The sequence below is a fragment of the Alteromonas sp. AWJ4_197 genome (genome assembly GCF_056160285.1).
Genome location: NZ_JBSWWW010000006.1, coordinates 433,293 through 457,131, shown reverse-complemented (window position 1 = coordinate 457,131; position 23,839 = coordinate 433,293). Strand labels below are relative to the sequence as shown.

Genomic DNA, 23,839 nt, shown 5'->3' with positions numbered 1-23,839 from the left:
CATGCACGGACAAAATAACTGGATTGCGCTGAATACTATCTGGATTAAAGAATGTACCCGCTTTCTGCGCATCTGGGTACAAACACTGGTGCCGCCGGCAATTACTATGACACTGTATTTTGTCATTTTCGGTAGTCTGATTGGTGAACGGATTGGTCAGATGGGCGGCTTCACCTATATGGAGTTTATTGTACCCGGACTGATCATGATGTCTGTGATCACGAACTCTTATTCAAACGTGTCATCGTCGTTTTTCAGCGCCAAATTCCAACGCAATATTGAAGAATTGCTTGTGGCTCCTGTACCGACCTGGGTGATCATTTTCGGTTACGTGGGCGGCGGCGTGGCCCGTGCTATCTTAATCGGCATTATTGTGACCTGTGTATCAATGTTTTTCGTTGATGTGCAAATTCACAATCTGGCCGCTATTGTGGTTACCTTGCTGCTTACCTCCACCTTATTTGCTACCGCCGGTCTGGTAAACGCGGTATTTGCAAAAACCTTTGATGATATCAGCATGGTGCCCACTTTTGTGCTGACCCCGCTCACCTATCTGGGTGGCGTATTCTACTCGTTAACGCTGTTACCGGAATTCTGGCAAATTGTCAGTAAGGCGAACCCGATCGTGTACATGGTGAATGGTTTTCGCTACGGCTTTTTAGGTGTGTCAGACGTTAATGTTTCTGTGTCCATTGCCATTCTTGTCGGCTTCAACGTGGTGCTTTACGCTGTTGCACATCATCTGCTGACAAAAGGTAGCGGGATCCGGAGTTAACTGTGAGTACCGGTAATTCCCGAGAAGTATTAAGTAATCAGCAGGGCATTCATGAGAAGCTTGATGAACTGGTTGAGCGGTACCGCCGCACGGAAAACCAGCGTCCGGTGAGTGACCATACCCGCGCATCTTTTGATGACGTGTGTGCGTGGCTGGATGACTGGCAGGGCGATGTGATTCTGGATTCCTGCTGTGGGGTAGGGGAAAGCACGGCCAACCTGGCTGAACGCTTTCCTGATGCCAGAGTAATTGGTATTGATAAGTCTGCGCTGAGAGTAGATAAGCACGTGCACTATCAGTCAGAAAGTCAGAACTACGCTGTGTTTCGTGCTGATGTGAATGACTTCTGGCGCCTGGCCCGCACGGCGGACTGGAATATTGTGCAGCACTTTTTGCTGTACCCTAATCCTTATCCGAAACCGTCTCAGGTACAAAAGCGCTGGTACGCTTCTGCTGCCATGGTGGATATTATGGCGCTGTGCAGCAACATTGAGGTGCGCAGCAACTGGTTTTTGTATCTGATGGAGTTTGCCCGCGCGGCAAGTCACTATGGTTTATCCGGAGATATCAGTGAAATTACCGGTGATAACCACATGACCCCGTTCGAGCGGAAGTACCGTGGCAGCGGGCAACCATGCTGGCGGTTGAATACCCGTTACGATGAAGCTGATTAAATACATTTGTAAGCAGTAAAGGCCGGTTATCCGGCCTTTACTATTCTCAGAACGTCAATTTCTCCCTATAAGATATGGAAGAATCGTCACTGAACACGATTAATCTCAGGGCGTGGACGTCATTTCAAGTTTGAGTAACCCTCCCCGGGTAATTTCTCCGTGCGTCAGATACCGGCGGTTAAGAGGCTTACCGTTTAACCATGCCGATTTAATATAACGATTTTCGTCACTGTTGTTCACGGTCTCAATCGTGAAATTTTTGCCACTGTAATAACGTTCATCTAAAGCAATGGTGATACGCTCAAAGATCGGGCTTCCTATTTGATAAACGGGCTCTTGACGCGCGCCGCCATCGACCTGGAATAATCCGATTTTCATTAATACCGCAAGTGAACCCATTAATCCCTGGTCTTCATCACCGTTGTAGCCATGCTCAGGTGACAAGTTTTGATAAACCTGATTGACCACCTCCCTGGACCAATATTGGGTTTTGCCCGGCTCACCGAGTTCATTAAAGATAAATGCGGTTTGAATTGAAGGTTGATTGCCGTAGTTCACAGGAATACGGCGGTACTCTTCGTGGGTTTCCTGAGCGTGCGCGGTACCCGAAGTAAATCCAAGTTTTTCAGCGGCTTCAAAGGCCTCATTCAAACGATTGGCTGCGACTTTTTCCCCACCCATTAAATCAGCGAGGCCGGTAATATCGTGAGGTACGTACCACGTCATTTGTGCTGCGTTCGACTCGACGAAACCGTGCCGGTATTCAAACGGGTCAAAGTCGGCTTTCCACTTACCATTTTCATCTTTCGGACGCATGAAACCGGTCCCGGTATCATAAATATTCCGATAATTGAGACTACGGTTTTTCAGCCACTCAGCATCTTCAGCAAGGCCGAGTTCCTGCGCCAACTGTCCCAAAGTCCAGTCTTGATAAGCGTATTCAAGGGTTTGACCTGCTCCATCGCGGTGGAACGCGTCGCTTTCAACTGGCAGCGGGTAAGGCACAAAGCCCTTCTCGATATAATATTCCAACCCGCCACCTATGGCAGAGTCGTGTTCATAGCCTGCGTGGCTCATCATACCGCCTGGTAAGTGATTTTTTTTCAGCGCTTCATAGGCTTTCAGCGGGTCAAAATCATGAATACCTTTTAAATAAGTGCTGACGATAAATGGCGTAGACGAGGCGCCTGTCATTACGTAAGTGTAATTTCCACCAGATGGCCCTCTGGGCACATAGCCGCCATCTTCCGCCATGGTCAGCATCGAGTTTGAAAAGTCAGACGCCACCTTGGGATAGGCCAACGGCCACAAGGTTTGAATAGTCCACTGAGCGCCCCAGAAGGAATCTGAGTTGTGGTGATTGAATTCAGGTTGGTGTTGCGCATTTAAGGGGAGTTGTTTGATTTTTCGTTCAGCGCTGGTTTGATCTGAATAGCGGCCATCAACATCAGAGATAATTCGACGCCCTTGAAGCGCGTGGAATAAATCGGTGTAAAAACGACGGCGCACTTTTTCACTTCCCCCTTCTACCCGGATTTTCCCTAACCATTCATTCCAGGTATCACGTGAAGCCGCTACAGTGGCGTTGAAATCCCATCCGGGTAACTCAGATTGCATGTTTTGCTTAGCACCATCCTCATCTACGTAAGAAATAGCCACTTTCATCAGCACGTCATCTGTAGAGTCATCCAGTGTTAGCAGCGCTGCTGTTTCATTGACATCAATTTTGGCAACCGGCTTGTTCAGTTTGATATAAAAAAACACTGGTGTAGGGCGCGGGCGACGAATAGTGGGTGCATTAATCACAGAACCACTAAACGTGGTGTCATCAATTTGGGTAAAGCTGCCTTTGGATAACTCCGAGGGACCAAATTGACCCTCTAAATCCAGCAAGATCTGTTTCGGTCCCGCTTGTGTATATTCATAGTGATGAAAGCCAACGCGGGTGGTGGCGGTCAACTCAGCGTTGATGCCATAGCGCTCAAGGATGAGTGAATGGTAACCAGCCGCTACATTTTCTTTGTCGTGACTAAACGCAGAGAAATAGTCGTTTTCTATGTCTGCCAGTGGTCGCTGTTGAGAGATAGGAAGCACTGATAAACCTGACAACTGCCATGCATGGACATGGTTGAAGCCTTTTACTTCCTCAGTGTTATACCGGTAACCACTACCCCATGCTCCGTCAATTTCGGTGTCGGGGCTGAGATTCACCATGCCGAACGGTCGGGTGGCTGAATTAAAGTAAAACCAGCGGGAATTGGCTGAATCTAACCAGGGCCATACCGCATCGACAGGGGCAAGCTGTTCACTCACTGCTTGTTGCACAGAAACCGGTGCTTCTACTTTATTAGATTTTTCACAGCCAGCCAGCGCCGCACTGACAAATAACGCTGAAACAGCGCAATGCGTTAATCGCATGTCTTTCTCCAAGAGGGTTGCGATCAATCACACCGATGCATTAAGGGTCAGGTAACTAGTCGTCGTTTAAGGTGCACTCTGAGAACTCATTGATGACTCGCTGGATATGGGATCTCATTGCTTGTTTTGCCCGACTTTCGTCTCTGCTTTGTAATGCTTCTATAATCAGGTGATGATCTTCAATTATTGGTGACGCACCACGACGGCGAATTAACGCATCGAAAGTGGTATTCATTTCAGACCGGTTACGTAGCGACCACAACCCACAGATGATTTCGTAAATACTGGAGTTTCTTGTTGATTGTGCGATCAGCTCGTGAAAACTTCGGTCATAACTATGTGTTTTTGCTAAATCCTGACTCTCAAGATTTTGCATTTTCTTTTGAAACACTTTTAACTGATGAATTTCCTGATGAGTAATCCGCTGAGAAGCTAAAGCTGCGGCTTCTGATTCAAAATACAAACGGGCTTCCAGAATTTCAAACGGGCCGGGTAAGTTGTCTTCGATGTTGAGCTCGCTACGGCCAGATTCAGCGATGACATACACGCCGGAGCCCGAGCGAATTTCCACAATACCACTCACTTCCAGCGCGATCATTGCCTCGCGGATAGTGGGGCGGCTAACATTAAAGGTTTCCGCAAGTTTGCGTTCTGCCGGTAGTTTTTCACCGACACGTAAACTACCCTGACTTATCATCTCCAGGACTTGTTCGGCGATTTGCAAATAAAGGCGTTTGCTTGATAAATCATTAATTTGAAAGTGCATGAATATTGTTTTTTCTGAACCTGCTTTACTTCCACTCTAGCGTCTTACTGTTCGGGTGGTCAATTTACATGACCAAATAAAAGTATGTGGTTACCAAAAAAGGTAACCACATAAGCACAATTGTCAGAAGCTGTACGTTACACCCATGAAGTAGGTAGAGCCAAAGGTCGCAACAGATTGTAACCGGGCTTTCTCGAAACGTGTTCCACGCTCGTAATCGCCGTTAACGTTAATACCTTCCAACGACACTTTTACGCCATTCTCAAACTCGTATGACATGGATACATCGACTTGTTTCCGGGCATCGAGTAAGCTTCCGGGATTAGGCACTATGGCACTGCTGTCACCGAAGTTTTCACCTGTTTTTGAGCCATCATTCAATGAATATTCACTGCGATAGTTCATGGCAATACGAATGGCGAAACCACCATTTTCGTAATAACCAATGAGGTTGGCAGTACGTTCTGATGAACCCAGAAGCGGTTGTTCTTCTTGTGGATTGTCTGCATCCAACAGGGTGTAGTTAGCGATCATGCCCAAACCATTAAATGGTGCTGGCAAGAAATCAAACGACTGGTTATAAGCAAGCTCAATACCATTGATCTCTAAAACACCATCGGTCGCACGATTTCGTGTGATGTTATAGATATAGCCATCGGTGCCACGACATTCACCGGTTGCAGAGTCAAATGAAACATCGGCTAATTGGAAATCACCCGGGCATACTGCCTCAGTAATAACCTGATTTTTAACCTCTTTTTTGAAGTATGCCAGAGTAATTGCACTTGATTCATTGAAGTACCATTCTGCGCTTAAATCGTACTGGTTAGCGGTCAGCGCCGGAAGGTCGAAAGAGCCTTCAGAGACATTCACAATAATATCGGTACCGTTGTCCAGAGTCGCAATCTCGCGGCCAAAGCTCGCGGTTTCACCAATAATCGGGCGCACCAATACTTTGCCTGCCGCAGCACGAATCACGATGTCGTCGGTTAGATCATAGGCAAGGTTTAAGCTTGGTAGCCAGTTGTCATAATCAAAGCTACTCGATGACGGTTCGGCAGAATCGCCGCCGATATCCGTAAATGCGCCTGTTGTTACTTGAATTCCGCCGTCATAAGTAACGGTGTCAACGGTACGATCTGTTTTAGCGTAACGTACGCCAATATTACCGCGAAGGTAATCATTACCAAAGTCCAGCTGTGTATAAAAATTGGTAATGTTGCGATCGATTTGAAAGAATCCGGCTTCCTGGAAGTTTGGTTCAATTGTCAGACCCGATTCATCAAAGGCTTGCAGGTAAGCATCAACATCCGGTAATACATAATTCAAGTTTAACCCGGCGAACTCACCGCCGCTAAAGTCGTTTACGGTATAACTCGCTTCTGCAACGGTGGGGAAAGGCGCAGTATAAATATCGTCGTCACGGAAATTCCGGTCATAACGCGTACTTTCGGTATCCAGAGTTTGTCTGCGGTGCTTGAAACCAAACTTCACGGCTTTGAAGAAATCGCTGTCGAGATAATAGTTGAAGTCAACCTGTGCAGCGAGCTCGTCAGTATCGTAAGTTTGCACTTTACCTGAGATGTCATTACGAAACAGATTATCTAACGCCCATGAGCTGGGATCTGACACCGGATTGAGGCCGTTTGAAGTGAATACGGGATTATTTGGATCCATGTCGACTTCAAGGTCTGAACGAATACCTAATACAACTGCGCGTTCTACGATATCAATGCTTCCCGCAGTGTAATGGAGTGCACTATTCATGGTGAAATCATCGGTAATCATCCATTCTGATGTACCTGTTACAGCATAGCTGGTGCGGTCTTCAGTTTGACGGGTATGGTTGGCTTCTACGCGAATGTTCTCAGCAAGGATATGGTCTACAGTATTATCTGTTTGGCCCAGGTAGGTAAGGGTGGGTTCAGGATCACCACCACCAAAAAGTGGAACTAACTGCTGGAAGTAAATCTTACGTTCATCCTGTGCAAGAATCCCTGTTAATCCAAATTCCAGAGTATCGCTGGCTACATATTGTATTGCTGTATTTAACAGATAACGTTGCGTGTTGCCGTCTTCGCGGCGCATACGGGGACGATTGGTTCGTTCCAGTGGGATGCCATTAGCTGCGTAATCGCTTTCGCCATCGCTGTTCAGGTCAACATCGGAAAAACGTTGGCTGTACATTAAGTCATAACGGGTATCGAGTTCCTGATAACCAAAGTTAACTAAAACACCAAGGTTGTCATTAAATTGGTCGATATACGTAAAGCTTCCGCCGGGTGTGGCACTGCTGCGGTCTTCTGAGTAGTTTGCCTCGACTTTTGCAAGCATCTTGCGTTCGGAATAGTTGAGAGGCTTAGCTGTGCCTATATTCACAGCACCAGACAAGCCGCCTTCATCCATTGATGCGCTGGGAGTTTTGAATACCTGAATTTCTGATGCCAGTTCTGACTGCACAATATCAAAGCGGAAGCCACCGTCAAATTGTGCGCTGGCAAACGCCTGACCATTCAGAGTTGTTGCCGCATATTCGGGGCCTAATCCCCGAATGCTTATCAACGCACCGCGTCCGTTCGAACGTTGAATTTGAATACCGGCAATACGTTGGATCGATTCGGCGATATTTTCATCAGGAAAACTTGAAATGTCGTCAGCGGAAATGGCGTCAGAGACACCTACTTCGTAACGCTTCATCGACAATGCTTTGGTGACACTAGAACGAATCCCTTTAACTTCTATCACTTCAGGATCCTGTGAGCTTGTTTCTTGCGCTAGCACCGTAATTGGTAATGCCAGTGCCAAAGCTGTGGCTAACGGTGTGAGTGTGTATTGCGCCCCGAATCGTCTTCTCATGCTGTCTCTCCCAGTCTTATGAATAATTGGTAAGGCCGGATAAGTATAATCACAAGTCAATGCTCCCAACAACCAAATTTTTACAATAAATAAACGCAGATTACATTTCTGGTACGTAAATTACGTTCCGGTTATAGGTGGTATTTCTTTCTGTAAATCACTTAGTTAGTGGTTCTGATAAATACAATATTTCTATAAAACAATGATTTGGGTGTCTTTCCCGGTTTGTGCGCCCCCTTTATTGCAATGTTGATGGTCTTCATTTACTCTCTGTAAGGTGGCCTTACCAGAGTTGTGAGGTTGTCGAAATGTGAACATAAAGGTGACCAATGAATACAGTCAGTAATACACAAGCCTCAATAGCGAAGTCGCATTCGCCATTATTAGCGATGAGTGCATTGTTTTTTTTCTGGGGCTTTCTGACAAGCTTGAATGATGTCTTGATTCCTCACCTTAAAAGTGCGTTTTCACTTAATTACACTCAAGCCATGTTGGTGCAATTTGCCTTTTTCGGTGCTTACTTTCTCGTGTCACTGCCTGCTGGTAAGTTAATTAGGCGCCTGGGTTTTAAAGCCGGCATTATCGCGGGCTTATTAACTACAGCGGTGGGCTGTCTATTATTTTACCCCGCTGCAGAAGTGAAGTTGTATGTGTTTTTCTTAGGGGGGCTATTTGTTCTCGCAAGTGGAATAACGATATTGCAAGTGACGGCAAATCCCTATGTGGCTGCGCTTGGCGATGAAAAAAGCGCATCAAGCCGGTTGAATTTTTGCCAGGGATTGAATTCTGTGGGGCACACCGTCGCCCCGTTCTTTGGCGGTGCGCTAATCATTGGGGCGAGCCAGCTCGAAGGGCCTGCTAATCCTGAGTCGGTCCAAATTCCTTACTTGTTGATTGCGTTGGCGCTGGTTGTGGTGGCGATTGTATTTAAGCGTTTTCCACTACCTAAAATTGCCGCAGAATCCGGGCAATCTGCAAGCCTGCAAGGAGAGGCTGTGAAAAAGCTCACCGCTCATCGCCATCTTGTTTTAGGTGCTGTGGCGATATTTTTGTATGTCGGTGCCGAAGTATCGATCGGTAGCTTTTTGATTAACTTTTTAAGTAGCGACGATATCGCAGGTCTCACTCATAAAGATGCAGCCACCTATCTGGGGCTTTATTGGGGCGCCGCTATGGTCGGGCGTTTCGCTGGTGCTTACATCATGCAGTACATCAAAGCGTCTTCAGCACTCACATTTAACGCTTTGGCGGCTATATTTCTGCTCGTTGTTGTGATGTCAGCCAGTGGCAATATCGCAATGTGGGCTGTGGTATTGATTGGACTGTGCAACTCCATCATGTTCCCCACCATTTTCTCACTGGGAATCCGTGGGTTAGGGGCAGCAACGGCTGAAGGTGCGGGTCTGTTGTGTCTGGCTATTGTTGGAGGTGCAATTTTGCCTGTTTTGCAGGGCATTGTAGCCGACACCCTGAGTATTCAGATGAGCTTTATCGTGCCGTTAGCCAGTTATGGATTTGTGACCTGGTATGCACAAAAAGGCAGCAAGCTGCCAAATGAACAATAGAGGGTTAGATTATGTTGGACTGTAAAAGCGAACAGGCATTAACGTCACACATTGAAGATATACTGGCGTTTTACGCCCCGAATGTAATGGACGAAGTTAACGGTGGTTTTCATCAGAACTATTACGACAATGGTGACATTTTCGAACCGGGGAAAAAGCACCTGGTGAGCTCCACCCGGATGATTTTCAACTATTGCAAAGCCTATCAGCACTTTCAACGTGAAGAAGACCTCCAACGCATTGAGCACGGTTTAGTGTATTTGCTTACCCGGCACTGGGATGAAGAACGTCAAGCGTATAATTGGTTGTTAGATGCTAATACACCGGTGGACCAAACCAACCATGCTTATGGATTAGCTTTCGTGATCCTCGCGCTCGCAACCTGTGTGAAAACAGGACTTAACAAGGCTGAGATACCTTTATATCAGGCGTGGGAAATACTCAACGAGCGTTTTTGGCAAGAGTCCGATGGTTGCTATGCCGATGAAGCCTCACCAGATTGGTCAACGTTAGGTACTTATCGCGGTCAGAATGCCAATATGCATTGCTGTGAAGCGTTATTAATTGCCTATGATGCAACAAAGGATAAGGCGTTTTTAAAACGTGCTTATACACTGGCAAAAACTTTCGCGGTAGAAAAAGCAGCACTGACGCAAGGACTGATTTGGGAACACTACCATGCTGATATGTCGATTGATTGGGAGTACAACAAAGACGACCCGAAAAATCTTTATCGTCCGTGGGGCTTCCAACCGGGCCACCAAACTGAATGGACTAAATTACTGTTAATTTTGCATCGTCATCAGCCCGAAAGCTGGATGGTGGAAAGAGCGCAAGCGCTATTTGATAGCGCACTGAACCTTTGCTGGGACGAGGAAAACGGCGGTATTTTTTATGGTCATGCCCCTGACGGTGAAATTTGCGACAGTGACAAATATTTCTGGGTACAAGCCGAGTCGTTAGCAGCGGCTGCGTTGTTAGCTAAAGCAACAGGTAATGATGCGTATTGGCAATGGTATGAGAAAATTTGGGCGTATTGCTGGAGCGCCATGATTGACCACACATACGGCAGTTGGTTCCGTGTACTTACGGCGGACAACAAGCCTTACAACAATGAGAAAAGTCTGGCTGGCGCTAAGTGTGATTACCATACCCAGGGGGCGCTTTGGGAAATTATCGAACAGGCATTATAACTTTCGAAGAGTAACTATTTATGATTGAAACGTGGAGATGGTTTGGTCCTGATGACACCATTACCCTGGAAAAAATCAAACAGGCGGGCGCAGCCGGTGTGACTGGGGTTTGCTACAACTTTATGCCGGTAGTTGGTTGGACACGTACTAACCTCAACTATCAATTGTCCGATAAAACATACGCACTTCGTTTTGAATACTCTGACTTTGCGGCATACGACGTTTACATCATGCAACGACGGGGCAGAAGCAGATTACCCGGCAAGTTTGCTGGCGAAAGCCAAAGCCCGTCTGGATGTCATGTCAGAAGAACAGAAAGCCTTGCTTGAAAGGTTTGGCTTAATTACCTGGTGTGATAAGTGCGGTTTCGTACATTCAGACTCGTTAGTAGTATTTTCTGCAAGGAGAAAGGACAGTGGTATTGTGGTGGAAATCCAAAATGTGGATGTTCGTAATTTTATGTAGTGTTGGCCTGAGTGTGCAAAGTTGGGCCGGGCCTTTTTCACTGGTTGGGGAAGAAGGCGTAGCCACGCTGTTTGTTGATGAATCAGATGCGACAGTAGTACACAAATCAGCGGCTATGCTAGCCAGCGATGTGGCGGCAATCAGCGGTCACAAATTGTCACTCGCGTCACATTTTAGTCCGGTTCCTCACACTGCAATTATTGCCGGAACATTAGGTCAAAGCGCTTTGATCGACAGCTTAATTGAACAGGGAGACATTGACCCGTCCTCAATTCAAGGTCAGTGGGAACGCTATCAGATCTGGCTGAAGCCTGTTGCTATTTTGGGTGACAAACCGGCGTTAGTTGTTGTGGGCAGTGACCGGCGTGGTACTGCCTACGGTTTACTTTCATTGTCACGTCAGATGGGCGTGTCTCCATGGGAATGGTGGGCCGATGTCACGCCCGCTACACAGTATCCTTTGTCTGTTGACGTAAAAACATCAGTCTCTTCATCACCGGATGTTAAGTATCGTGGTATTTTCCTTAATGATGAGGATTGGGGCTTACAGATTTGGGCAGCGAAAAACTATGAGCCGGAAACCGGTGACATAGGGCCAAAAACTTATGCCCGCGTATTTGAACTGTTATTGCGTTTGCGGGCCAATACTATCTGGCCCGCTATGCATAAAACCACAACACCTTTTTATGCAATTCCTGAGAATAAACAAGTCGCTGACGATTACGGTATTGTTGTCGGTTCCTCCCATGCGGAACCTATGTTGTCGAATATCAACGGGGAATGGGACAAGGATGTAATGGGGCAATATCGTTACGATACAAATGCTGGCGCCGTAAAGCAGTTTTTTAGTCATCGAATTAGAGAAACAAAAGACTTTGAGAGTATCTACACCGTGGCGATGCGAGGTGAACATGACTCGCCAATGATCATGCGCGACAGCTCCATGGCTGATCAGGTAGCTTTGCTCGATAAGGTGATTACAGATCAAAGAAAGTTATTGTCTTCGATTACTGGCGAAGATGTCGATTCCATTCCGCAAGCTTTTGTGCCTTATAAAGAAGTATTAACTTACTACCAAAACGGCCTCGAAGTACCCGATGACATCACGTTAATGTGGACCGACGATAACTACGGTTATCTGCGACAACTCAGCAACCCCGAAGAGCAAAAACGCAGTGGTGGGGCGGGTATTTACTATCACACGTCTTATTGGGGGCGGCCTCATGATTATCTGTGGTTAAACTCGACTAACCCTGTTTTAATGTGGCAGGAAATTACAAAAGCGTGGGATCTCCACGCCAGAGAGCAATGGATATTGAATGTAGGGGATATTAAGCCTCACGAATACAATACCGAGTTATTTATGGACATTGCCTGGCAGCGAGATCAGTTTAATTCTGCGGATGATGTTTACTTGCAAATGGCGGAGTATTTTGCCCGCGACCTGTCGGCCGGGGCATCAGATAAACTGGTCGCTATATTCAAACAGTATTTTCATCTTGTGTATCAACGACGCCCTGAATTTATGGCCTGGAGTCATGTCGAACCAGTGTCATTGCCTCAGCCCGGCGAACTAACACAAACTCATTACGGTGATGAAGTGAGCGCACTTATCACCCAGTGGCAGGCGTTGATCAAAGAAGTTGAAACCTTACAACCGCAAATCGATAAGACCCGTCAGGATGCGTTTTACCAGTTGGCCTATTACCCTATTGTCGCGGCCGGGAATATGAGCCTCAAATGGCTTTACCATTATAAAAATGTCTTTGCTGCAGCCCAGGGCCGTGGTGATGCTGACTGGTATGCAGAACAGATGCTCTCGAGTTATCAAACCATCCGGGACATTACCCGTTATTACAATACTGAATTAGCTGGTGGTAAGTGGCAGCACATCATGTCTGCGTCTCCGCGCAACTTACCTGTGTTTGATATACCTTCTTCGGCACAGCCTCATCGAGAGCAGAAGCAGGCTGTAGGGTTTGTGTTAGAGGGCTTCGACATGCCAGCCAATTCGCATATCACTAATAGCCATGCCCGTACCTTACCTGTATTTAATAGTTTTACCCGTAACCCGCGTTTTATTGATATTTATTTGAATGGCTCTGAAGCGAGAAAGTGGAGTATTTCTCCTCAACAACCGTGGATTAAATTATCTAAAACACAGGGAAGATTGAGCCAGGCTCATCCTCATGAACGGGTGTGGGTGGATATCGACTGGGGTAAAGTCCCTAAAGGTGAAGCTTTAAAAGAGCCACCACTAGGGCATGATCATCAGTTAATACCTCCTTCATATAAAGTGCCCGGCAAACTGATTTTTACGACAGAAGATTTTCAATCGGATATTAGTTTGAATGTGTTTAACCCTGATTTACCAGAATTGAAGAGTTTTGATGGCTACGTAGAAGATCTGGGATATGTGGTGTTGGATGCGGCCAATTTCCAGCGTCAAAAAAACGGGGAAAACCGTCGTTGGCAGAAAGTAGACAATTTGGGTTACAGCGGCAGCGTCATGAAAGCAGTCCCCGTTACCGCCGACCCGGAATCGGCAGATCTTTTGTCTCTTGAAGGTCCTGCATTGGAATATGACTTTTATACGTTTAATCAAGGTATGGCTGAGATTAGTGTGAATGTGGTGCCGACTCACCCTATGTATGAAGGACGAGGCGTTCGTGTTGCCGTTGTTGTAGATGATAACAATCCTGAAATATTGGATTTTCGTACACGAGGGCGCAGTGAGACGTGGAAGCAAAATGTTCTGAAAAACCAGGCGACCGGATCTATCCAGCAGCTTATCGACAAGCCCGGCAAACACACGTTGACCATTTACATGGTTGATTCAGGTGTCCTGGTTGACTCGATATTAATTGACCTGGGCGGCAAGAAGGCAAGTTATGCATTGCCCGCAGCCACTGTTAATAAAGCGTTTGAGAATCGCTGATAATCTACTGGTTAAATCCTGAACGCTGCCCCTGATTTACCTGTGTAGACATATGCAAGTATGTTTTATCAGTGGGCAGCGGCGTTGCGCGGCACCGGAGCCGGTTCACAGAATACAAAACCCTGTGCATACTGAATCGGCAGTTGCATCACTTTTTCCAGGGTATCGGCATCTTCGACATGTTCGGCCACAATACTCATATGCCGTGTTTTAGCCAGGTCGCAAATGCTGAGTATGAAATCCTCGATTTCTTCGCTGTGGTCGAGCCGGCGCAATAAGCCGCCGTCCAGTTTTACGCCCCGTATTGGCAGCGACATCAGTTTACGCACATTGCCGCTGCTTTTGCCCAGATTATCAATAAACACCCCCATTCCGCTGTGCATCGATTTATCGATAAAGCGCTTGAGGATTTCATATTGGTGGCTGGCAACGTCAGCACTGACTTCCACACATACCCGTGAAGGATTCGGATAGTTGGCAAGTTGGGTGATAAGCGAGTTCAGCAGCTCTTCGTTATTGAGATCAGAGGCATCCAGGTTGATGTTCCAGGGCGTATTGGATTCTTCGAAATACACCGCACTTTTGCAAAACATCATTTCAGCCAGTTGGTGAATATGGTTGTTACGTTCAATGAGGTACAGAAAATCGCTGGGCAGGAAAACCCGTTGCTCAGGCGTAACAAGCCGTGCAAGGCATTCATAACGCCATACAATTTCTGACCTGATATCGACGATTGGCTGAAAGTAAGGCACAATAGATTCGAGAGTGTAGCTGTCTGTTATTTCACGAATTGGCATGTCACTCGCCTCTGGCTATTCCTGTCTTTTCACTATAGCAGACGTTGTCAGATTACCCATTCTCTATTTTCACATATTCGTGTTAACCGTAATGATGGGCGGTATTTAAAGTCATTTGGCGTGATTATCACTACCGTTTAATCCGTCTTACACTTGGCGCAGGCGTGTTTCCGGGGTAAAGTTCGGCACTTTGTAAGATGCGTGCTAAGTTTTCATTGTCACTGACGATGTTTGTCAGGGTGCAGCCGGTGTTGTACTTTGCCTGTGGCGAAGCGCGGTTTGCTCCAATTTAATTAAGAGGTGTGTGGAGTGGGTGAAGCACAAGTCAGTCTGAAACATCTGTTTCGGGTCTTTACTAAACCTGAACACAAAGACTCAAAGCTCGCACAAATCGAACAGCATTTGTCCGATAACATTCTGGATTTTCTGTCTCAGCACGTAGTGACGAAAAAGACGTCGCTGGAAGAGGTTGAGCAGGATTTTTCTGATCCCTTTGTGCCGGAATCCCCTGAGTTTGTTTCTTCTCACGCTGAGTCGTTGCTGAACAAGCTGGTCGCCCATTCTGTCAATACCTATTCCCCGACCTTTATTGGTCATATGACCTCTGCGTTACCCTATTTTCATTTGCCACTGGCCAAATTGCTGGTGGGCCTGAATCAGAATCTGGTAAAAATCGAAACATCTAAAGCCTTTACACCGCTTGAACGGCAGGTACTGGGCATGATGCACAACCTGGTTTATGGCCAGGAAGACAGCTGGTATCAGCAGTATTTGCACAGCGCCAGACATGCACTGGGAGCGTTCTGCTCTGGTGGTACGGTGGCAAACATTACAGCGCTTTGGGTTGCGCGGAATAAAATTCTCGGGCCGGATAAGAAATTTGCCGGTGTGGCTAAGTCAGGTCTTGCTGCTGCTTACCGCCATTATGGTATTAACCAGATGGGCGTAATGTGTTCCCGCCGTGGTCACTACTCATTGTCTAAAGCCGTGGATGTGCTGGGGATCGGGCGTGACAACCTAATTACCCTGCCATGCCCGCAACAGACCCTGTCACCTGAACAGGCGCTTGCTGAAGGCCGTCGCTATCAGGAAGAAGGCAATAAGTTGCTGGCTCTGGTGGGTGTTGGCGGTACTACGGAAACCGGTCACGTTGATCCGCTGGATGAACTGGCAGATGTGGCCCGTGAGCTGGGTTGCTGGTTCCATGTGGATGCTGCCTGGGGCGGCGCTACGTTGTTTTCCGGCACGCACCGGAGCAAGCTTAAAGGCATAGAGCGTGCAGATTCAGTTACCATTGATGCGCATAAGCAAATGTACGTGCCCATGGGCGCTGGTATGGCACTGTTTAAGAATCCTGAAGACGCCAATGCTGTGCGCCATCATGCCCAGTACATTCTGCGTCAGGGTTCGAAAGACTTAGGTGCAACAACGCTGGAAGGCTCCAGAAATGGTATGGCGATGATGGTGTATGCGTCATTACATATTTTTGGCCGCCGGGGTTATGAACTGCTGATCGACCAGAGTATCAGTAAGGCAAAAGCCTTCGCCCGTATGATTTCAGAGCATCCTGATTTCGAACTGGTGACAGCACCCACATTATCCTTGCTGACTTACCGCGTTTGTCCGCCGGTTATACAGGAAAAACTGAAAACCGCTTCTGATGACGAGAAAGCACGGCTGAATCACAAAATTGATGCGCTGGTGGTGAATGTGCAAAAGCTGCAACGTGAAGCCGGTAAATCCTTCGTGTCACGTACCCGTCTTGAAAACCCGGACCTGAATCCGAAGCCGGTAACTGTATTTCGTGTAGTGCTGGCCAATCCGCTGACGACAGAGCAGGATTTAAAGAATATTCTGCAGGAACAGTCTGAAATCGCCCGCGCCCGCCATGCCTGGGCAGAGCTGGAGAAAGCCATTCCTTCTGCGGTTGCCGGTTAATATCTTCCGGTAAGCTCCGCAATATCGCAGTAACCTGCGGGATCAAAAAAGCCGCGCAAGGGTATTTAACCTTTGCGCGGCTTTTGTTTGTGCTTAGGCTACTTGCTAAAGTGAATATTGTCGATGAGACGGGTGTTGCCCAGATACGCAGCTACAAGGATCACGAACTCCGTCGACGCCGCAGTCGCATCGGTTAAGTCAGCAGCATTTTTAACTGCCAGGTAATCCGTGCGGAACCCTGACTTGTCAATGTGAGCACTTACTGTCGATATGAGCGATTTGAAGTCTGTCTCGCCAGCCAAAATTGCGGCTTTCATATCGCACAGTTGCTGATAAATAACCGGTGCAATTTCACGTTCCTGCGCCGTGAGATATCCGTTGCGTGAACTCATTGCCAGGCCGGAGGCCTCTCTTTCCGTCGGCACCCCTTTGATTGACAGACCCATAGATAAGTCTTTCGCCATTAAACGGATAACCTGCAACTGCTGAAAATCCTTTTCACCGAAAAAGGCGGTATCCGGAGAAACCATATTAAACAGTTTACAAACAATGGTAGCGACACCACGGAAATGTCCCGGACGACTTTCGCCGCAAAGGATAGAGGAAATGCCCGGGACTTCGACAAAGGTTTGCTGCTCAAGGCCTCTGGGATACATTTCTGCCACTGATGGCAGAAAAACAGCATCTACGCCAAGGCTTTCAAGCTTTTCTTTATCTGCATCCAGTGTACGGGGATAGTTATCCAAATCTTCATTTTTCCCGAATTGCATCGGATTGACGAAAATCGATACCACCACAATATCGCACTCAGCTTTCGCTGCACGAACAAGCTGCATATGGCCATTATGCAAATTACCCATCGTCGGCACAAAGCCAACAGTTTTACCTGCCTGCACCCATGCGCTGCGTTGCGCACGTAAGTCTTCAACTGTTGTCAGAGATTTCATGAATTACTCGAAGCTGTGAGAGGCGCCCGGGAAAGCACCGCTTTGAACATCGCTGATATACTTTTGCACTGCTTTTCGCATATCACCGGTTTCTGCCAGAAAGTTCTTTGAGAACTTCGGCATGTAATTGGCTGAGATGCCGAACATATCGTGCATCACCAGAATCTGTCCGTCAGTACCGGCTCCTGCACCAATACCGATAACCGGAATGGACAGTGCTTCAGACACTTTTTTACCTAAAGAGGTCGGCACACACTCCAGCACCAGCAACTGCGCGCCGGCTTTTTCCAGCGCAAGGGCATCTTCAAGGAGTTTTGCCGCTTTATCTTCTTCACGGCCCTGTACTTTAAAGCCGCCAAAAACATGAACCGACTGCGGGGTAAGACCAAGGTGTCCGCACACAGGAACACTGCGCTCTACCAGGCCTCTGACAGTCTCTGCCAGCCACGCACCGCCTTCAATTTTCACCATGCTGGCACCGGCAGCCATTAGTCTGGCTGCGTTCTGATAAGCATGTTCAGGTGTGTCATAAGACATAAAAGGCATATCCGAAAGCACAAAAGCCCGTTTCGTACCTTTTCTCACCGCGCGGGTGTGATAAGCAATATCGTCTGTGGTGACGGGCAGGGTGTCTTCTTCACCTTGCAGCACCATGCCCAGTGAGTCACCGATAAGCAGGACATCAATATTCTGTTCATCGAACATCTTGGCAAAGCTTGCGTCATAGGCGGTGAGGGCGGTTATCTTCTCGCCGGCTGCTTTTTTGGTTTGAAGACCGGAAATGGTGATTTTTTTCATGGGAACAACCTCATTTGACACACCCCTGAGGGGGTTGAACAGATTGCGAACTATACGGATTTTAAGACTGATTGGAAGGCGTTATACGCCGAAGTCCCTCAAGATTGCAGCGGGACACCCACAAGGCGATGGGGTTACCGTCCGGCATGATCATAGATGGCGCAATTTCAAACAGCGGCACCATCACAAACTCCCTGGCGGCCATACCATAGTGAGGCAGGGTTAACTCAGCGGTGTTCATCCCGGTGTTGCCGTAAAGCAGCATGTCTAAATCAAGGGTTCGCGGGCCCCAGCGCTCACCTTTGCGCTCACGGCCATGACTGTTTTCAATATTCTGTAATGCCCGTAATAGTTCCACGGGTTCCAGTGCCGTTTCCAGCAGGCACACTGCGTTAATATAGTCCGGTTGATCCTGCGGACCCATAGGAGAGGAACAATACAGAGATGAACGGGCCAGAACACGGGTGTCAGCCAGTTCGCCCATAGCCTTTGTGGCAGCCTCAAGGGTTGCACCTGAATCGCCCAGATTACTGCCCAGACCAACGTAAACGTGTTCTTTATGCATTACCGGCATCTCGTTTTTCAGGTGAGCGGCGGCGCCGCTTTCGCGGGCCTGATGACTTGCTGCCTTCCGACTGGCGCAATGCGTTCAGCAACTTTTTCTGCTTACCCTGGTCAGCGTGCTGGAATTCGGTCCACCAGTCAGCCAGCTCCATTGTATTGCCACCTTCAATTTCGCCGCGGGCATGCAGGAAGTCATAACCGGCACGGAATTTAGGGTGCGACAGCAACTGAAATGCGCGGCGGCCAAAGCGTCGTGGTAAACGTTGTTGCAGGATCCAGATATCACGGATAACCGTGGAGAAACGTTTCGGGATCATAATACGTTGCACCTGACGGTGAATCACTTCACCGGAGGCAATATTAAAGGCGTCGTGCTGATTCAGGCCGCTTTCTGCCTGCAGCTTCTGCGCATGTTCTTCCAGCGGATACCATAGCAATGCCGCGTACAGGAAAGCCGGTGTTACCCGCTGGTTGCTGTTGATGCGCTCATCGGTATTTTCCAGCACTTTAAGAATAAACTGACACTCACGGCTGTCAGGATTTTTCGCAATGCTTTCTAACTGCGGGAATAACGGCGTTAACAACCCGTATTGTTGCAATAAGCGGAAGGTTTGCACACCGGCGCCGCCAAGGAACAGCTTCAGGGTTTCTTCAAATAATCTTGCCGGCGGAATGTTTGCCAGTAAGTGTGCCAGCTCGGGGATGGGCTTCGCTGTGCGGGGCGTAATCGTCATGTCCAGCTTGGCAGCAAAACGGATAGCTCGTAGCATGCGCACCGGGTCTTCACGGTAACGGGTTTCCGGGTCACCAATTAGGTCTACTTCGCGGTTTTTAACGGCATCGCGGCCACGGGCGAAGTCGGTAACTGTAAAGTCAGCCACGCTGTAGTACATGGCATTGAAGGTGAAATCCCGGCGTTCGGCGTCTTCTTCGATAGTACCGAACACGTTATCCCGGACCAGCTGGCCCTGCGCGTCCTGCTGACCCAGTTTATTGTCTGATTCGCCTTCACTGTGGTGACCACGGAAAGTGGCAACCTCAATGATTTCCCGGCCGAATACAATGTGGGCAAGACGGAAACGGCGGCCGATCAGCCGGCAGTTTTTGAACAGGCTTTTAATTTGTTCCGGTGTGGCATTGGTAACGACATCGAAGTCTTTTGGCAGTTTACCCAGCATAAGGTCGCGGACACAGCCACCCACCAGGTACGCTTCAAAACCGGATTTATTGAGGCGGTACAGCACTTTCAGCGCGTTATCACTGATGTCTTCCCGTGAAATACCATGCTCGGCACGGGGAAGGGTATAGGCCTGTATCGTTGCTTCTGAGGCCGGGTCTTTACTTAATACCCGTTTTACCGTTTTAAACACGCGCGTAATGATGATGCTGTCTCCGAAAAATTAAATGCCACAAAAAATAAAGGGTCTATGATAAGTGGATTCTGACGCAGCGACAATAATTTCGCGCTGTCTTGGTATTCTATCACAACCCCAGTGTTCAACAGCCCATTGTAGCACTTCTGCCGGCGGAGCATTTTTAGCATCTTCCGGAAGAGCTAAGCCTAAGAAGGTCAGCGCTGCGGCGAGGTTTTCCGACGGGGTTAAGTTATTGAGGGCTGCAGCATGATTCTGTTTACTCAATTTGCGCCCTTCAGACACAGAGGCCACCGGAACATGGGCATACGCCGGCGCACGTGCCTGCAGCAATTTGTAAAGGCTTAAGTGCGTTGCTGTTGTGGTAAGCAGATCGCTGCCCCGTACAATATGGGTAACACCCTGGTGTATATCGTCGGCCACCACCACCAGATTGTAAGAAAATAATCCGTCGCGACGTTTGAGCACGGTGTCTTCAAAGGCGTGGGCGTCGGTAACGTGTACCCGTCCCATAATACGATCATCAAACCGGGTGACCGGAGAGGTCATCTTTAACCGGATTGCCGTGCCGTCACCAGTGAGATGTTTATCTCTGCAGGTGCCGGGGTATGTGCCGCCGGCTTCTTTAATCATCTTTCTCGTGCAACTGCACCGGTATGCCAGGCCTTGCCGGATAAACTGGTCTGTGAGCGCCTGATAACGGGCATGTTCTGCAGACTGATACATGACTTCACCGTCCCAGTGAAGATGGTGAGCTTCAAGTGTGTCCAGAATGAGTTTGTCGGCACCGCCAACGCAGCGGGGTTCGTCTATGTCTTCCATTCGCAGTAACCACTGCCCTTGATGATGTCTGGCATCAAGAAAGCTGGCAAGGGCGGCTATCAGCGAACCGAAATGAAGAGGACCTGAGGGAGAAGGGGCAAATCTGCCGGTATAAGAATGATGACCCGTCATAATATTACGAGTAAAAATGACTTAAGGCGCGGGTTTAGCACCGGCGCCCTGAGTATCAGAAAAGCGTTAGCCCTGAAGCTGCTTTTCTTTGATTTCTGCCATTGTTTTACAGTCGATACATAAATCAGCTGTAGGGCGTGCTTCCAGACGGCGGATACCAATTTCGATACCGCACTGATCACAGAAACCGAAATCATCGTCTTCAATGCGACGCATGGTTTTCTCGATTTTTTTAATCAGTTTACGTTCACGGTCACGTGTACGCAGTTCAAGGCTGAATTCTTCTTCCTGCGCTGCACGGTCGACTGGATCAGGGAAGTTGGCAGCTTCGTCTTTCATATGCGTCACAGTACGGTCTACTTCTTCACGCAACTGATCACGCCATGCTTTAAGCAACAAACGGAAATGCTCCATTTGCGCATCGTTCATGTATTCTTCGTCAGGCTTTGGCTGGTAAGGCTCAAGGCCGGCTAAGGCTAAAAGGCCCAGGGATTTCGTTTCTTTTCCTGTTGGCATGTGCCACATCTCCTACACTACGACACCCATATGTCCTGAACAACCGGGAATCTATAGCAGAATCGCTATGTTCAGGCAACCTTTGGTGTCAAAGTTACCCTTCCGTTATTTAATGCATCCATTGCTCTTCGAATGCAAAACGCCGGTGGCGTCTGTGCACCACAACGGTAAAAAGCAAGCCGCAAATATGGCGTTCCTTTGAGAAATTGCAACCCCTTTTTCACCAAATTACTGGTAGTGATTGATTTACCTTAATATTTTGTTCATTGATTTCGCAACCTAAAGCGATGATTTGCATTCCTTTATCGTGCGCAACCTTTACGGCTGCGGCATAGTTTGGATCAATGTGCTCTGCAACCCGTACTTCACGTATACCAGTATGCTGCACGCAAAACACCAGAGTCGCTGGCACGCCCGCTGCGGCCAGATTACCCAGTGTCTCGCAGTGTTTGGCGCCGCGGGTTGTTCTGGCATCGGGAAAGTAGCCTTTTCCCTCTTCCAGCAGAGTGACAGACTTCACTTCTATATAGGCATCGCCTTCAGCGGTTGTGATACGAAAATCGAAGCGGCTGTCGGCGCCGGGTGGTGTCACCTCTGCTTTCCAGTCCTGTACGTGAGAAAATTCGGCTATGGTATTGTTATCCAGTGCTTCCGCTACCAGTTTATTAGCATTATGTGTATTGATGCCGATGAAGTGTCCGTCAAAGGTTTTTGCCAGTTCCCAGGTGTAGGCCAGCTTGCGTTTGGGATTATTTGAGGGGCTGAGCCAGACCTCGTATCCCGGTTCGGCGCAGCCAGTCATTGCGCCGGTGTTCGGACAATGCGCAACCACTTCTTCGCCTGAATCCAGGGTTACATCGGCAAGAAACCGTTTGTAACGACGAATAAGCTTTCCGTGAAGTAAAGGCGTAGTAAACTGCATACAAATAACCAGTCAATTTAATTGTCTGAAGATAAAGAACACATTGTAACAAGCTAATAAGGAATTGTTATGTCGATTTTTTCTGTGTCACTTTCCACCGGAAAGGCGCCGGCTCACTGGGGCGAAAATGCCAGATTAAGCATGACAGCAGACGGTGCTGTTATCCATATTACTGAGAAAGGCGACAGCACAAGATTGATTCGTCAGGCGGGCCGTCGTATCGACGGACTCGGCATCGCTGAAGTTCAGCTGACCGGTGACTGGTCTAAAGAGCAACAATGGGCTTTTGCCCTGAGTTATACCCGTGCGAGAAAGCCCGGATCAATCCGCTGGGCAGACACCGGTGATGTTGCTGAGTTAGATAAAGCGTATGCCGCCTTGTTGTTTACCCGCAGTCTGGTGAACGACACCCCTGAAGATTTATCACCTGAAACCCTTGCCGGTCGTGCAGCACAGTGGATTCAGTCGCTGGGCGGAGACAAGGTCTCTTACAGTATGACAGTGGGTGAAGCACTGCAGAAAGCTGGCTGGACTGGTATTTATAACGTCGGTCGTGGCAGCGAGCGTCCGCCGGTGTTACTGGAGCTGGACTATAACCCCACCGGCAACAACGATGCACCGGTCGATGCTGTGCTGGTAGGTAAAGGCATCACCTTTGACAGTGGTGGTTACAGCATTAAATCCAGTGAAGGGATGCTGGATATGAAATGTGATATGGGCGGCGCGGCAACAGTAACCGGTGCCCTCGGACTGGCTATCAGTCAGGGACTCAAAAAGCGTGTGAAACTGCTTTTATGTTGCGCTGAAAACCTGATTAGCGGTCACGCATACAAGTTGGGCGATGTACTGACCTATAAAAACGGGCTTACAGTAGAAATCGTCAATACCGATGCAGAGGGTCGTCTGGTGCTTGCTGATGGCTTGATCCGTGCAACTGAAACTGGTGCTCCCCTTATAATTAACGCGGCAACGCTGACCGGTGCAGCAACGGTTGCATTAGGTAATGACTACCATGCTGTTTTCAGTATGGATGATGACGCCAGACAAGCGATGCTTGAAGCAGGTAAAGCCGAGGGCGAGGGCTTCTGGCCATTGCCGCTGGAAAAATGGCATCAGGATAAGTGTCCGTCTGCTTTTGCTGATACTGCCAACAGTCGTCCTATGAAAGGAGGCGGTGGCGGCGGCGCCTCAAATGCAGCCGGTTTCTTATCCCGTTTTGTTAATGAAGAAGGTAAGGGCTGGGTACACCTGGATCTGGCTGCAGCTTACAACGGCAGCGCTACACCGGAAATGCCGGCAGGTGCAACAGGTATTGGTATCCGCAGTATTGCGCGAATGCTGCAGCAGAACTGAACACTGATGAACAGATAAAGAAAAGCC

The 23,839-nt window shown here is 48.2% G+C and carries 19 protein-coding genes and 1 pseudogene; 9 read left to right on the top strand and 11 right to left on the bottom strand.

Going from position 1 to position 23,839, the window contains the following annotated elements; translation table 11 throughout:
* The first annotated feature begins 1 nt into the window (after position 1).
* The gene (locus ACXAGC_RS15855; RefSeq protein WP_474845325.1) at positions 2-775 is read left to right on the top strand and encodes an ABC transporter permease; all 774 of its coding nucleotides are present in this window, start codon (positions 2-4) and stop codon (positions 773-775) included.
* A gap of 2 nt (positions 776-777) precedes the next feature.
* The gene (locus tag ACXAGC_RS15850) at positions 778-1,449 is read left to right on the top strand and encodes a methyltransferase domain-containing protein (protein WP_474845323.1); all 672 of its coding nucleotides are present in this window, start codon (positions 778-780) and stop codon (positions 1,447-1,449) included.
* Between the two features lie 105 nt (positions 1,450-1,554).
* Here ACXAGC_RS15850 and ACXAGC_RS15845 read toward each other — a convergent pair whose 3' ends face one another.
* The 3 genes from ACXAGC_RS15845 to ACXAGC_RS15835 form a co-directional block, all read right to left on the bottom strand.
* A complete protein-coding gene (locus ACXAGC_RS15845) occupies positions 1,555-3,867 on the bottom strand; it encodes a GH92 family glycosyl hydrolase (protein ID WP_474845321.1) in 2,313 nt (770 codons plus the stop codon).
* A gap of 55 nt (positions 3,868-3,922) precedes the next feature.
* On the bottom strand, positions 3,923-4,633 hold the full coding sequence (locus ACXAGC_RS15840; protein WP_474845319.1) for a FadR/GntR family transcriptional regulator: 711 nt from the start codon (positions 4,631-4,633) through the stop codon (positions 3,923-3,925).
* A gap of 123 nt (positions 4,634-4,756) precedes the next feature.
* Positions 4,757-7,414, bottom strand: a complete 2,658-nt coding sequence (locus ACXAGC_RS15835) for a TonB-dependent receptor (protein WP_474845317.1) — start codon at positions 7,412-7,414, stop codon at positions 4,757-4,759.
* A gap of 404 nt (positions 7,415-7,818) precedes the next feature.
* Between ACXAGC_RS15835 and ACXAGC_RS15830 the strand changes: the two genes are divergently transcribed.
* The 5 genes and pseudogenes from ACXAGC_RS15830 to ACXAGC_RS15810 all read left to right on the top strand — a co-directional run bounded on the left by ACXAGC_RS15830 (position 7,819) and on the right by ACXAGC_RS15810 (position 13,650).
* Positions 7,819-9,054 (top strand): sugar MFS transporter, encoded by a 1,236-nt coding sequence (locus tag ACXAGC_RS15830; protein ID WP_474845315.1) that lies wholly within the window; start codon positions 7,819-7,821, stop codon positions 9,052-9,054.
* Between the two features lie 14 nt (positions 9,055-9,068).
* Entirely contained in the window at positions 9,069-10,247 is a 1,179-nt protein-coding gene (locus ACXAGC_RS15825; protein WP_474845375.1) for an AGE family epimerase/isomerase, read from the top strand.
* 20 nt (positions 10,248-10,267) lie between these two features.
* Positions 10,268-10,438, top strand: a pseudogene (locus ACXAGC_RS15820) (mannonate dehydratase); the annotation flags it as partial.
* 1 nt (position 10,439) lies between these two features.
* Positions 10,440-10,712, top strand: a complete 273-nt coding sequence (locus ACXAGC_RS15815; protein ID WP_474845377.1) for a hypothetical protein — start codon at positions 10,440-10,442, stop codon at positions 10,710-10,712.
* Complete coding sequence (locus ACXAGC_RS15810) at positions 10,687-13,650, top strand: glycosyl hydrolase 115 family protein (protein WP_474845314.1); 2,964 nt, start codon at positions 10,687-10,689, stop codon at positions 13,648-13,650. The genes ACXAGC_RS15815 and ACXAGC_RS15810 overlap by 26 nt, the downstream gene beginning before the upstream one ends.
* Before the next feature lie 68 nt (positions 13,651-13,718).
* On the opposite strand, the gene ACXAGC_RS15805 is transcribed toward ACXAGC_RS15810, so the two are convergent.
* Positions 13,719-14,447: an EAL domain-containing protein gene (locus ACXAGC_RS15805; protein ID WP_474845312.1), complete on the bottom strand. Its 729-nt coding sequence runs from the start codon at positions 14,445-14,447 to the stop codon at positions 13,719-13,721.
* Between the two features lie 309 nt (positions 14,448-14,756).
* Between ACXAGC_RS15805 and panP the strand changes: the two genes are divergently transcribed.
* Positions 14,757-16,385 carry a pyridoxal-dependent aspartate 1-decarboxylase PanP gene (gene panP / locus ACXAGC_RS15800; RefSeq protein ID WP_474845310.1) on the top strand — a complete coding sequence of 543 codons (1,629 nt, stop codon included), beginning with the start codon at positions 14,757-14,759 and terminating at the stop codon, positions 16,383-16,385.
* A gap of 98 nt (positions 16,386-16,483) precedes the next feature.
* Here panP and panC read toward each other — a convergent pair whose 3' ends face one another.
* The 7 genes from panC to sfsA form a co-directional block, all read right to left on the bottom strand.
* A complete protein-coding gene (gene panC, locus ACXAGC_RS15795; protein ID WP_474845308.1) occupies positions 16,484-17,332 on the bottom strand; it encodes a pantoate--beta-alanine ligase in 849 nt (282 codons plus the stop codon).
* 3 nt (positions 17,333-17,335) lie between these two features.
* A complete protein-coding gene (panB, locus tag ACXAGC_RS15790) occupies positions 17,336-18,130 on the bottom strand; it encodes a 3-methyl-2-oxobutanoate hydroxymethyltransferase (protein ID WP_119499914.1) in 795 nt (264 codons plus the stop codon).
* 61 nt (positions 18,131-18,191) lie between these two features.
* Positions 18,192-18,695 (bottom strand): 2-amino-4-hydroxy-6-hydroxymethyldihydropteridine diphosphokinase, encoded by a 504-nt coding sequence (gene folK, locus ACXAGC_RS15785; RefSeq protein WP_474845305.1) that lies wholly within the window; start codon positions 18,693-18,695, stop codon positions 18,192-18,194.
* The gene (gene pcnB / locus ACXAGC_RS15780) at positions 18,688-20,010 is read right to left on the bottom strand and encodes a polynucleotide adenylyltransferase PcnB (RefSeq protein WP_119503273.1); all 1,323 of its coding nucleotides are present in this window, start codon (positions 20,008-20,010) and stop codon (positions 18,688-18,690) included. The genes folK and pcnB overlap by 8 nt, the downstream gene beginning before the upstream one ends.
* 84 nt (positions 20,011-20,094) lie before the next feature.
* Positions 20,095-21,021, bottom strand: a complete 927-nt coding sequence (gluQRS, locus tag ACXAGC_RS15775; RefSeq protein WP_474845303.1) for a tRNA glutamyl-Q(34) synthetase GluQRS — start codon at positions 21,019-21,021, stop codon at positions 20,095-20,097.
* A gap of 66 nt (positions 21,022-21,087) precedes the next feature.
* Positions 21,088-21,537, bottom strand: a complete 450-nt coding sequence (dksA, locus tag ACXAGC_RS15770) for an RNA polymerase-binding protein DksA (protein ID WP_119503274.1) — start codon at positions 21,535-21,537, stop codon at positions 21,088-21,090.
* Positions 21,538-21,757: 220 nt separating this feature from the next.
* Positions 21,758-22,459 (bottom strand): DNA/RNA nuclease SfsA, encoded by a 702-nt coding sequence (gene sfsA, locus ACXAGC_RS15765; protein WP_474845301.1) that lies wholly within the window; start codon positions 22,457-22,459, stop codon positions 21,758-21,760.
* A gap of 69 nt (positions 22,460-22,528) precedes the next feature.
* Here sfsA and pepB point away from each other — a divergent pair, with 69 nt between their 5' ends.
* Positions 22,529-23,812: an aminopeptidase PepB gene (gene pepB / locus ACXAGC_RS15760; protein ID WP_474845299.1), complete on the top strand. Its 1,284-nt coding sequence runs from the start codon at positions 22,529-22,531 to the stop codon at positions 23,810-23,812.
* Positions 23,813-23,839 lie beyond the last annotated feature (27 nt).

What these genes read in the sequence shown, in the direction of transcription:
- ACXAGC_RS15855 (WP_474845325.1), top strand. Translation starts at nt 2, where the DNA reads ATGCACGGACAAAATAACTGGATTGCGCTGAATACTATCTGGATTAAA.
- ACXAGC_RS15845 (WP_474845321.1), bottom strand. Translation starts at nt 3,867, where the DNA reads ATGCGATTAACGCATTGCGCTGTTTCAGCGTTATTTGTCAGTGCGGCG.
- ACXAGC_RS15840 (WP_474845319.1), bottom strand. Translation starts at nt 4,633, where the DNA reads ATGCACTTTCAAATTAATGATTTATCAAGCAAACGCCTTTATTTGCAA.
- ACXAGC_RS15830 (WP_474845315.1), top strand. Translation starts at nt 7,819, where the DNA reads ATGAATACAGTCAGTAATACACAAGCCTCAATAGCGAAGTCGCATTCG.
- ACXAGC_RS15810 (WP_474845314.1), top strand. Translation starts at nt 10,687, where the DNA reads ATGTGGATGTTCGTAATTTTATGTAGTGTTGGCCTGAGTGTGCAAAGT.
- ACXAGC_RS15805 (WP_474845312.1), bottom strand. Translation starts at nt 14,447, where the DNA reads ATGCCAATTCGTGAAATAACAGACAGCTACACTCTCGAATCTATTGTG.
- panC (WP_474845308.1), bottom strand. Translation starts at nt 17,332, where the DNA reads ATGAAATCTCTGACAACAGTTGAAGACTTACGTGCGCAACGCAGCGCA.
- panB (WP_119499914.1), bottom strand. Translation starts at nt 18,130, where the DNA reads ATGAAAAAAATCACCATTTCCGGTCTTCAAACCAAAAAAGCAGCCGGC.
- folK (WP_474845305.1), bottom strand. Translation starts at nt 18,695, where the DNA reads ATGCATAAAGAACACGTTTACGTTGGTCTGGGCAGTAATCTGGGCGAT.
- gluQRS (WP_474845303.1), bottom strand. Translation starts at nt 21,021, where the DNA reads ATGACGGGTCATCATTCTTATACCGGCAGATTTGCCCCTTCTCCCTCA.
- dksA (WP_119503274.1), bottom strand. Translation starts at nt 21,537, where the DNA reads ATGCCAACAGGAAAAGAAACGAAATCCCTGGGCCTTTTAGCCTTAGCC.
- sfsA (WP_474845301.1), bottom strand. Translation starts at nt 22,459, where the DNA reads ATGCAGTTTACTACGCCTTTACTTCACGGAAAGCTTATTCGTCGTTAC.
- pepB (WP_474845299.1), top strand. Translation starts at nt 22,529, where the DNA reads ATGTCGATTTTTTCTGTGTCACTTTCCACCGGAAAGGCGCCGGCTCAC.